Source organism: Streptomyces sp. CBMA29, assembly GCF_014596445.1.
Lineage (GTDB): Bacteria > Actinomycetota > Actinomycetes > Streptomycetales > Streptomycetaceae > Actinacidiphila.
Map to the genome: position 1 here is coordinate 1 of NZ_MECL01000081.1, position 9776 is coordinate 9776.

The window sequence follows — 9776 nt, forward strand, 5'->3', positions numbered from 1 at the left end:
GGGGGCAGGGATCAGGGGCGGCTTGCCCGCGAGCGCGGGCTGGAGGAGCAGCATGCGCTCCACCAGGCGCAGGAACATGGTCGCGGCGCGCAGCAGGTCGTCGGCGTCGCGCGGGCCCGCCGCTCCGGCTATGCCGGCCTCGGCGCGGGCCCTGCGGGCCGCGCCCGCCTCGAACAGGGCGCTCCACTCGGCCAGTTCGGGCGCGACCTCGGGCAGCACCTCCCAGGCGGTGCGTATCCGCTGGCGGCGGCGCGGGGCGGGCTCGGGTCGGCCGCGTACCGCGAGCACCGCGGCGGCGGTGCGCAGGGCGGCGAGGTGGGCGGTGGCGTAGCGCTCGTTCGGAGTCTCCAGGACGGCGGCCTCTTCGAGGCCGAGGTGTGCCTGGGTGAGCAGGTCAAGGGCGGCGGGTGACGCGGTGGCGCGGCGCAGCACAGGATGGATGTCGCTTACGGGAGCTGCCATGGCGAGCCTCCTTTCTCCGTGCCACCCATAGTGGGGGCTACCACTGACAATCGGTCCTGACCTGGGGTAACGTCCGAAAACGGGACATTCGCGCGGTGGCCGGAATCCGCCGGGTGAACGTGCCCGGTGAACATGCCGGACGCCGGACAGGCAGAATCGGCACCATGACCACCGCACGACGCCAGGCCACTCGTCAGAAGCTGTACGAGGCCGCCGTCACCCTCATCGCCGAACAGGGCTTCTCCGCCACCACGGTCGACGAGATCGCCGAACGGGCCGGGGTCGCCAAAGGCACCGTCTACTACAACTTCGCCAGCAAGAACGACCTGTTCGAGGAGTTGCTGCGGCACGGCGTGGGTCTGCTGACCGTCTCGCTGCGCGAGGCCGCGCAGGACGCGGAGGCCAAGGGCGGCAGCAAGGTCGACGCGCTGGACGCGATGATCCACGCGGGGCTCGGCTTCATCGTGCGCTACCCGTCCTTCACGCAGCTCTACGTGGCCGAGCTGTGGCGCACCAACCGCACCTGGCAGGACACGCTGATGATCCTGCGTCAGGAGGCGGTGGCCGTGGTCGAGAAGGTGCTGGGCGAGGCCGTGGCGGCGGGTGAGCTGAACGCCGAGATCGACGTACCGCTGACGGCGTCCGCGCTCTTCGGGATGGTGCTGGTCGCCGCGCTGGACTGGCAGGCGTTCCAGCCGGAGCGCGGTATCGACGAGGTGCACGCGGCGCTGTCCCGGCTGCTCCAGGGCAGGGTCGGCGGGTGTTCGGCGCGCCAGTGAGCGGTCCGCGGGTGCGCTGTTATGGCAGGGTCCGGTCCCCCGCCGGTCCGTGCCAGAACAGCGCCTCCCCCCGTGCGCCCCCGTTCACGTACGGACCGGTGTACTTCCGCCGCCCCGTGTCGGCGGTTCTGGCACCGAAGCCCGTCCGCGGTCCCACTCTTCCGGTTTCCCGGCCGACGCCCCATCCGCGAACGTACTCAACCGCGCGTCTAGGTACCGATACTCATGACCGCGCGATTTCACTCAGTGGCGGTGGGCGCGGTTCGCTAGAGTCCCGCGCATGTCCGTACTTCCGCTGGTCTTCACCAGCGGCTGGGCGAGCGGGATCAACGCCTACGCCGTCGTGCTGCTGCTCGGTGTGGCGGGCAGGGCGGGGATCACCGACGAGGTCCCGCCCTCGCTCCAGCGCACCGATGTGCTGCTGATCGCGGCTGCCCTGTTCCTCTGCGAGGCGGTGGCCGACAAGATCCCTTACGTGGACTCGGCGTGGGACGCCGTGCACACGGTGATCAGGCCGGTCGCGGGCGCGGTGGTGGCGGCGCTGCTGGCCGGGCAGTCCGGTTCGCTGTCGGAGCTGGCGGCGGGCGCGGTCGGCGGGTCCACGGCGCTGGCCAGCCATCTGGTCAAGGCGGGCACGAGGCTGGCGGTGAACACCTCGCCCGAGCCCGCGAGCAATATCGTGGTCAGCCTCGCCGAGGACCTGGGCGTCGCGGGCATCGTCACCTTCGCGCTCTTCCATCCGCTGCCCGCCGCGATCATCGCGGCGGTGCTGCTGGTGCTCGGCGTGACCGTCGTGCTCCTGCTGCTGTCCCGGATCCGGCGGGCGCTGCGCCGCCGCAGGGAGCGCAAGGAGCGCAAGAACCGGAACGGCACCCCGGCGCCCACCTGAGGCGGGGCGCGCCGATACAGTCCCTGCCATGGCAGGGATTGCGGTGATCGGCGCGGGTATGGGCTCGCTGGCGGCGGCGGCCAGGCTCGCCGTCGGCGGCCACCGGGTGGTGGTGCACGAGCGGTCGGCGACGTACGGCGGCGGTGTGGGCCGGGTCGAGAGGGACGGTTTCGCCTTCGACACCGGCCCCGGTCTCCTGCTGCTGCCCGCCGTGCAGCGCGACCTGTTCGTCAAGACCGGCCGGGAGTCGCTCGAACAGTCGGTCGGCCTGGTGCAGGCCGATCCGGCGGGCCGCCACGTCTTCGCCGACGGTACGGATCTGACGCTGCCCAACGCGTCGCGCTCCGGGGTCATGGAGGCGCTGGACGCCGCTCTGGGCGCCGGAAACGGCGAGCGGTGGAGCGAGGTCATGCTGCGCGCCCGGGAAGCCTGGGAGGCCGCCCGCAGGCCCCTCCTGGAGGACGCGGTGTCCGAGGCGACCGCCGCGCTGCGCGAGGACCCGTATCCGGCGGCCGGGCGGCGCGGTCTGCTGCGGCGCGCCGCGCGGGCGCGGACCCTGTCCGCCGTCGCGGACGGCGAGTTGCGCGACCCCCGGCTGGCCGCGCTGCTGGAGAGCTATCCGCTCGACTACGGCCTCGACCCGCGCACCGCGCCCGCCTCCGCGACCGTACTGGCGTATGTGGAGCAGACCTTCGGGGTCTGGTACGTGCCCGGCGGGCTGCGGGCGCTGGCGGACGCGGTGTACGCGCGCTGCCTGGCACGGAAGGTAGAGTTCCGGTTCGGCTCCGAGGTCACCGGGGTGCTGGAGAAGGACGGCCGCGCCGCCGGGCTGGAACTGGCAGACGGCGGTACGGCGGAGGCGGACTTCGTGGTGGCGGGCGCGCCGCTGCCCGCCCTCTACCGGGACCGGGTGCTGCCCGGGGCGTCCGAGGACGAGTGGCCCGGCTGGGGCCCGCCGTGCCCGCCGGGCGTCCTCACCGTCCACCTGGCGCTGCGCGGCGCGCGCCCGGACGACGCCGTGCACCGTACGGTCGTGCACGCCCCGGACCGCGAGCGCGCGCTGGCCTGGGTGTTCGACTCCCCCGGAGCGGGGGACGCCGTCCCCACGGTGACGGTGCTGCGGCCCGACGACCCCGCGCTGCGCCCGGACGACGGGCACGAGGCGGTCACCGTACGGGTGACCGTGCCGCCGCACGGCCGGGGCGGCCTGGACTGGACGGCTCCCGGCGTCGCCGACACCGCCGCCGGGCGGGCGGTGGCCGCCGCGGAGGCAGCCGTACCGGGCCTGCGGGAGCGGGAGTTGTGGCGGATCGTCAGAACGCCGGCGGACACCGAACGGGAGACCGGCGCGCCGGGCGGTTCGGTCCCCGCCCCGGCGCTCGCGGGCGCGCACGGCTCACTGCTGCGCTCCCCCAACGCCGACCGCCTGCCGGGGCTCTACCGGGTCGGCGGCTGGGCCCATCCGGGCGGCGGGCTGCCGCACGCGGGCATGTCCGGCGCGATCGTGGCGGACCTGATCATGGGCGGGCCCGGCGGCAGCCGTTGAACGGGGGTGCGCGGCGGATTCGTCGACGGCTCGCTCGGCGGACTCCCGTCCGCCGCCGGCCCCTTGCCGCCCCCCGTTACCGGCGCGGAGATCCTTAAGCGGACCACCGCCCGGATTCAACCGATCGGACGGAAAAGCCCGGTGCGCGCTCCGGGGGCGCGCGGTGGCCGCCTAGCGTGAACAGCGGCCCGTGATCACCGAGCGGAAGGCCGTACGAAGCATGCCGCAGCCCTTCGAACTCCCGCAGTTCTACGTGCCGTATCCGGCGCGGCTCAACCCTCACCTGGAACGGGCCAGGGAGCACTCCAAGGCGTGGGCCCGCGAGATGGACATGATCGAGGGCTCGGGGATCTGGGACGAGGCGGACTACGACGCCCACGACTACGCGCTGCTGTGCGCGTACACCCATCCCGACGCGTCGGGTCCTGAACTGGAGCTGGTCACCGACTGGTACGTGTGGGTGTTCTTCTTCGACGACCACTTCCTGGACATCTTCAAGCGCAGCCAGGACATGCAGGGAGCGAAGGCGTACCTGGACCGGCTGCCCGCCTTCATGCCGGTGGATCCCGGACAGCCGGCGCCGGAGCCGACCAACCAGGTCGAGGCAGGGCTCGCGGATCTGTGGGCGCGCACGGTGCCGACGATGTCGCAGGACTTCAGGGAGCGGTTCCACGAGAGCACGTACTACCTGCTGGAGGAGTCCCTCTGGGAGCTGTCCAACATCAACGCGGGCCGGGTCTCGAACCCGATCGAGTACATCGAGATGCGCCGCAAGGTGGGCGGCGCGCCCTGGTCGGCGAATCTGATCGAGCACGCGGCGGGCGCCGAGGTACCGGCGCGGATCGCCGGGAGCCGTCCGATGCGGGTGCTGCGCGACTGCTTCGCGGACAGCGTGCACCTGCGCAACGACCTGTTCTCGTACCAGCGGGAGATCGAGGAGGAGGGCGAACTCTCCAACGCCGTCCTGGTCCTAGAGCAGTTCCTCGATCTGACCACCCAGCAGGCCGCGGACCGGGTGAACGACCTGCTGACCTCGCGGCTGCACCAGTTCGAGCACACCGCGTTCACCGAAGTGGAGCCGCTGTTCGGGCAGTTCGGCCTGACCCCGCAGGAACGTCTCGGCGTCTTCGCGTACGTCAAGGGGCTCCAGGACTGGCAGTCGGGCGGCCACGAGTGGCACATGCGCTCCAGCCGGTACATGAACGGCGCGGACGGCGGTTCCCGCGCGGTGGGCGCGGGCGCCGGTGTCGGCGGCGGCGCGATCGGCGGGCCGACGGGCCTGGGCACCTCGGCCGCGCAGATCCTGCACTCGCTGGCCGCGACCTTGCCGCAGCGTGCCCGGTCCTTCTCGCACGCCCCGCACCAGCGCACCGACACGGTCCGGCGCGCCGAGATCCACATGCCGTTCGAGACCACGCTCAGCCCGCATCTGGACACCGCCCGGCGGCACAACATGGAGTGGGGCCGGGAGATGGGCATCCTCGACGCGGAGCCCGGCTTCCCCTTTCCCGGCGGGCTGTGGAACGAACGCAAGCTCGCCGACTACGACTTCGCGCTGTGCGCGGCGGGCATCCACCCGGCGGCCTCGCCGGAGGAGCTGAACCTCACCACGGACTGGCTGACCTGGGGCACCTACGGCGACGACTACTACCCGCTGGTCTTCGGCCGGTCGCCCGACACCGGAGCGGCCCGGCTGACCACCGAACGGTTCACGCTGTTCATGCCGCTGGGCGACGAGCCGGCGCCCACGCCGGTGAGCGCGCTGGAGCGGGGTCTCGCGGATCTGTGGCGGCGCACCGCGGGCCCGATGTCGCCCGACGCGCGGGGCACGTTCCGCTCGGCCGTCGAGGACATGTGCGAGAGCTGGCTGTGGGAGCTGGCCAACCAGAAGCAGAACCGGGTGCCGGACCCGGTCGACTACATCGAGATGCGCCGCAAGACCTTCGGCTCCGACCTGACGATGAGCCTGTCGCGGATCGGCCACGGTGACGTGCTCCCGGACGCCGTCTACCGCTCGCGCCCCGTGCAGTCCATGGAGGTGGCCGCCGCCGACTTCGCCTGCCTGCTCAACGACGTGTTCTCGTACCGCAAGGAGATCGAGTTCGAGGGGGAGATCCACAACGCGGTGCTCGTCGTGCAGAATTTCCTGGACTGCTCGCCGCAGGAGGCGATGGACGTGGTCGGGGATCTGATGGCCGCGCGGATGCAGGAGTTCCAGCACATCACCGAGAACCAACTGCCCTCGCTCTTCGAGGAGTTCGCGCTCGACGACGCGGCGCGCGAGGTGCTGCTCGGCTACGCGCAGGAGCTGCGCGACTGGCTGGCGGGCATTCTCACCTGGCACGAGGGCTGCCACCGCTACGAGGAGGAGACCCTGCGGCGGGACTTCCCGCACGTGGCCGCCCTGCTGCCCGCCGGGACCTGGGCCGCGCCCAACGGCCTGGGCACGGCGGCGGCCCGGCTGCCGTCGCTGCTGCACGCGGCCCGCGCCCAGGCCGGGTAGCGGGCCGAATCCTCAGTAGCGGTAGGGGTCGTACGGGTCGGCGTACTGCTGCTCCTGCTGGGGCGGTTGCTGCTGCTCGTACGGCGACTGGTACTGCTGCTGGGGGATGTACGGCTGCGCCTGCGGGTCGGGCTGCTGCTGGTACGGGTAGCCGTACGGGTCGCTGCCCAGCGGCTGTTGCTGCTGCTCCTGCTGACCGCCGTAGGTCTCGTACTGCGGCTGCGCTTGGGGCTGCGGATACGGGTACGGGTAGGGCTCGGCGCCGCCGGCCGGGGTGTCGTAGCCGTAGGGGGCGGGGGCGGGCTCCTGGTAGGCGCCCGGGTCGTAGCCGTACTCGTGGCCGCCCCAGCCGGACTGGTCGGAGCCGTCACCGGCGTAGGAGGCCGCGGCGGGCTGGGGTTCGCCGCCCCAGCCCGCATAGCCCTGCGCGCCGTACCCCTCGTAGCCGCCGCTGGTGTACGGGTCGGGGGTGTACGTCGACTGGCCGTCGTAGACCGGGTATTCGCCGCTGTCCTCGTGCATCGGGGAGGGCTGGTAGACCTGGCCGGGGTTCAGCGGCTGCCGCGCGCCGAACAGATCGGGCTCGTCCGCGTCGAGTTCGTCGGGCGGACCCGGCTGCCGGGCGGCGGCGAATTCCTCCTGGTACTCCTCCTCGACCGGGCTGACCTCCAGCACCGGCTCGGTCACCCCGCCCTTCCTGCGGCGGCGGCTCGAGCCGGGACGCCCGCCGAGCGCCCAGCCGGTGGAGAAGCCGCGCTTGTAGGAGAGCGTCACGAAGGACTGGCCCGCGCCGAACGCGAGCGCGCCGAGCACGATGATGATCACATTGCGCTGGGAGACGCCGACGACCACGCCCAGGAACCCGGCGAAGGCCAGCACGCGATAGCGCAGCCGCGCCTTGTACTGGAGCAGCACCTCGCCGAGCAGCCACAGCGCGACGATGCCGAAGGCGACGTACAGCACCGAGTAGCCCATGCGCCCACTTCCTTAACTGGACCGAGCCGACTGTACCGAGCCGGTCACGTCCGCTGGTGCAGACCGAGGTTCTCGTAGATCTCCAGCGACGCTGTCGAGTGGTTAAGAGTAATGAAGTGCAGCCCCGGAATGTCCTCCGCCATCAGACGGCGGCACATCTCGGTGGTGAACTCGATCCCGATCGCCCGGACCGCGACCGGGTCGTCCTGCACCGCGAGGATGCGTGTCGCCAGGTCGGAGGGGAAGGGGGCGTTGCCGAGCTGCGCGAAACGCTCGATCTGCCGGACGTTGGTGACCGGCATGACCTCGGGAATGATCGGGGTGCTGCACCCCGCCGCGTCGACCCGGTCGCGCAGCCGCAGGTAGTCCTGCGCGTCGAAGAACATCTGCGTGATGGCGAAGTCGGCGCCCGCGCGGCACTTGTCCAGGAAGTGCCGGGTGTCCTGCACCGGGTCGGTGGACCGCGGGTGCATCTCGGTGAACGCGGCCACTCCGACGCAGAAGTCGCCGGACTCCTTGATCAGCCGGACCAGCTCCGCCGCGTACGTCAGGCCCTCCGGGTGCGGCACCCACTCCGCGAGCGGGTCGCCCGGCGGGTCACCGCGCACGGCCAGGATGTTGCGGATTCCGGCGTCCGCGTACTGCCCGATGATGTTGCGCAGCTCGGCCACCGAGTGGTTCACGGCCGTGAGGTGCGCGCACGGGGTCAGCGTCGTGTCCGACACGATCCGGTCCGTGGCCCGCACCGTGCCCTCCCGCGAGGAGCCGCCCGCGCCGTAGGTCACCGACACGAACGTGGGGCCGACCGCCTCGATCCTGCGGATCGCGTTCCACAGCGTCCGCTCGCCCTTCTCCGTCCTCGGCGCGGCGAATTCGAACGAGTACGAGCGCTCGCCCCGCGCCAGGAGTTCACGGATCGTGATCGCCCGGTCGGTTCGCGTGGAAGGTGTCCCCAAAGCCATGCCTTGAAGGCTAGCCCCGGTCGGCCACCGTCCGTAACCGGACGGGGTGATATGCCCTCGTACGTCCACTTCCCGGCCACCGGCGGTCCAAGGATTGGACACCGCGTGGGCTTGGCGCCCATGCCCGCGCCTGCCTCGCCTCTGCGAGAGGCGGTACACCGATCCTTTCATGGGCGCTGGGGGCACCTCCCAGCGGTAGCTGGGGGAGGAACTGCGCGGCCCGCCCCCACCGGGCTGTCAGCCCGGAAACAACAGCGTCTGCCCCATTGGAGCCGGTTTTTCGCCCGCGCCACCGCGCTGGCTGGTCGCGCAGTTCCCCGCGCCCCTGAAAAGCGCCCACCTGCGCAAGGTGGACGCGCCGGGGCCGCGCCCCTAGAAGATTCGGCTCACCGCCCAGGGGTCAGGCGAGGGCGGCTCGGAGGGCGGCTGCGGCGGCGGCGGGGTCGGCGGCTTCGGTGAGGGCGCGGACGACGACGACGCGGCGGGCGCCGGCGGCGCGGACTTGGGAGATGTTGGCGAGGGAGATGCCGCCGATGGCGAACCAGGGGCGGTCGGTCGTGAGACCCGCGGCGTGGCGGACGAGATCGAGACCGGGTGCGGGGCGCCCCGGCTTGGTGGGGGTGGGCCAGACGGGCCCGGTGCAGAAGTAGTCGGCGCCGGGCTCCACGGCGGCGGCGTCCACCTCGGAAGGGGCATGGCAGGAGCGCCCGATCAGGACCTCGTCGCCGAGGATGGCACGCGCGGCCGGGACCGGCAGGTCGCCCTGACCGAGGTGCAGGACGTCGGCCCGAGCCGCGTGCGCCACGTCGGCGCGGTCGTTGACCGCGAGGAGCTTGCCGTGCCTGCGGCAGCTCTCGGCGAGGACGGCGAGGGCCGCCAGTTCGGCCCCCGCCTCGATGCCCTTGTGCCGGAGCTGGATGACGTCCACCCCGCCGCTCAGCGCCGCGTCCGCGAACGCGGCGAGGTCGCCGCGCTCGGTCCTGGCGTCGGTGCACAGATAGAGCCGGGCGGCGGCGAGCCGGTCACGGGCGGTGCCCACGGCGGTGGCGGCGGCGGTGGTCGTCATGCGGGCGGTTCCCCCTGAGGCGTACGGGTTACACGGCGAGCGCCTGCGCTCGGCGCTTCACCTCGGTCCCGCGATTCTCGCGCAGTGCCTGGGCGGGCGTGCCGGGGAGGCTCGGGTCGGGCGTGAAGAGCCATTCCAGCGCCTCATCGTCCGAGAACCCGTCGTCCTTGAGCACGGTGAGGGTGCCGGACAGGCCCTTGGTGAGGGCGCCTTCGCCGACGAAGTCCGCGGGCACCATGAGCACCTTGTTCTCACCGCGGCGGACCGCGATGAGCTGGCCCTCCTTGATGAGGGGACGAATCCGGGTGATGTCGAGTCCGAGCCGCTCCGCGACCTCGGGCAGCGTGAGCCACGAGGGGACGAGAGCGTCAATGTGTGCGTCAACCGACGAGAAAACAGTCACAGGACAAGGGTGCCACCCGCCGCCGACAACCGCTGCGGCACTGCGCCGTTAGCGGGACGCCCGGCTCAGCGCAGGGCCGCCGACTTGAGCTGCACCGCCGGGTCGGCGGCGAGCGCCGGGTCCAGCACCGCCGCGCGGGCGACCAGCTTGCGGGCCTGCGCCAGGTCCCGCGGCCGGTCCACGGCCAGCAG

The 9776-nt window shown here is 72.3% G+C and carries 10 protein-coding genes; 4 read left to right on the forward strand and 6 right to left on the reverse strand.

What is annotated here, in order from left to right:
• Positions 1-462: SAV_6107 family HEPN domain-containing protein (locus BGM09_RS12505; protein WP_188281602.1), on the reverse strand; the 462-nt coding region annotated here is incomplete at its 3' end.
• A 164-nt stretch (positions 463-626) separates the two neighbouring features.
• Here BGM09_RS12505 and BGM09_RS12510 point away from each other — a divergent pair.
• From BGM09_RS12510 to BGM09_RS12525, 4 genes are all read left to right on the forward strand, one after another.
• A complete protein-coding gene (locus BGM09_RS12510) occupies positions 627-1241 on the forward strand; it encodes a TetR/AcrR family transcriptional regulator (RefSeq protein ID WP_188281603.1) in 615 nt (204 codons plus the stop codon).
• A gap of 280 nt (positions 1242-1521) precedes the next feature.
• Positions 1522-2130: a DUF4126 domain-containing protein gene (locus BGM09_RS12515; protein ID WP_188281604.1), complete on the forward strand. Its 609-nt coding sequence runs from the start codon at positions 1522-1524 to the stop codon at positions 2128-2130.
• A 28-nt stretch (positions 2131-2158) separates the two neighbouring features.
• Positions 2159-3676 (forward strand): phytoene desaturase family protein, encoded by a 1518-nt coding sequence (locus tag BGM09_RS12520; protein ID WP_188281605.1) that lies wholly within the window; start codon positions 2159-2161, stop codon positions 3674-3676.
• A 220-nt stretch (positions 3677-3896) separates the two neighbouring features.
• The gene (locus BGM09_RS12525; protein ID WP_188281606.1) at positions 3897-6179 is read left to right on the forward strand and encodes a terpene synthase family protein; all 2283 of its coding nucleotides are present in this window, start codon (positions 3897-3899) and stop codon (positions 6177-6179) included.
• A 12-nt stretch (positions 6180-6191) separates the two neighbouring features.
• Here BGM09_RS12525 and BGM09_RS12530 read toward each other — a convergent pair whose 3' ends face one another.
• From BGM09_RS12530 to BGM09_RS12550, 5 genes are all read right to left on the reverse strand, one after another.
• The gene (locus BGM09_RS12530; protein WP_188281607.1) at positions 6192-7154 is read right to left on the reverse strand and encodes a hypothetical protein; all 963 of its coding nucleotides are present in this window, start codon (positions 7152-7154) and stop codon (positions 6192-6194) included.
• A gap of 44 nt (positions 7155-7198) precedes the next feature.
• Positions 7199-8116: a methylenetetrahydrofolate reductase [NAD(P)H] gene (metF, locus tag BGM09_RS12535; RefSeq protein ID WP_188281608.1), complete on the reverse strand. Its 918-nt coding sequence runs from the start codon at positions 8114-8116 to the stop codon at positions 7199-7201.
• A gap of 400 nt (positions 8117-8516) precedes the next feature.
• Positions 8517-9182, reverse strand: coding sequence for a thiamine phosphate synthase (gene thiE, locus BGM09_RS12540; RefSeq protein WP_188281609.1), 666 nt, complete (start codon positions 9180-9182; stop codon positions 8517-8519).
• Between the two features lie 28 nt (positions 9183-9210).
• Positions 9211-9585, reverse strand: coding sequence for a helix-turn-helix domain-containing protein (locus BGM09_RS12545; protein WP_188281610.1), 375 nt, complete (start codon positions 9583-9585; stop codon positions 9211-9213).
• Positions 9586-9650: 65 nt separating this feature from the next.
• On the reverse strand, positions 9651-9776 hold a 126-nt coding region (locus BGM09_RS12550), incomplete at its 5' end, for an oxidoreductase C-terminal domain-containing protein (RefSeq protein ID WP_317452675.1).

Excerpts from the sequence above, each read along its gene's own strand:
- metF (WP_188281608.1), bottom strand. The coding sequence starts at position 8,116 with ATGGCTTTGGGGACACCTTCCACGCGAACCGACCGGGCGATCACGATC.
- BGM09_RS12515 (WP_188281604.1), top strand. The coding sequence starts at position 1,522 with ATGTCCGTACTTCCGCTGGTCTTCACCAGCGGCTGGGCGAGCGGGATC.
- BGM09_RS12530 (WP_188281607.1), bottom strand. The coding sequence starts at position 7,154 with ATGGGCTACTCGGTGCTGTACGTCGCCTTCGGCATCGTCGCGCTGTGG.
- BGM09_RS12520 (WP_188281605.1), top strand. The coding sequence starts at position 2,159 with ATGGCAGGGATTGCGGTGATCGGCGCGGGTATGGGCTCGCTGGCGGCG.
- BGM09_RS12525 (WP_188281606.1), top strand. The coding sequence starts at position 3,897 with ATGCCGCAGCCCTTCGAACTCCCGCAGTTCTACGTGCCGTATCCGGCG.
- thiE (WP_188281609.1), bottom strand. The coding sequence starts at position 9,182 with ATGACGACCACCGCCGCCGCCACCGCCGTGGGCACCGCCCGTGACCGG.
- BGM09_RS12510 (WP_188281603.1), top strand. The coding sequence starts at position 627 with ATGACCACCGCACGACGCCAGGCCACTCGTCAGAAGCTGTACGAGGCC.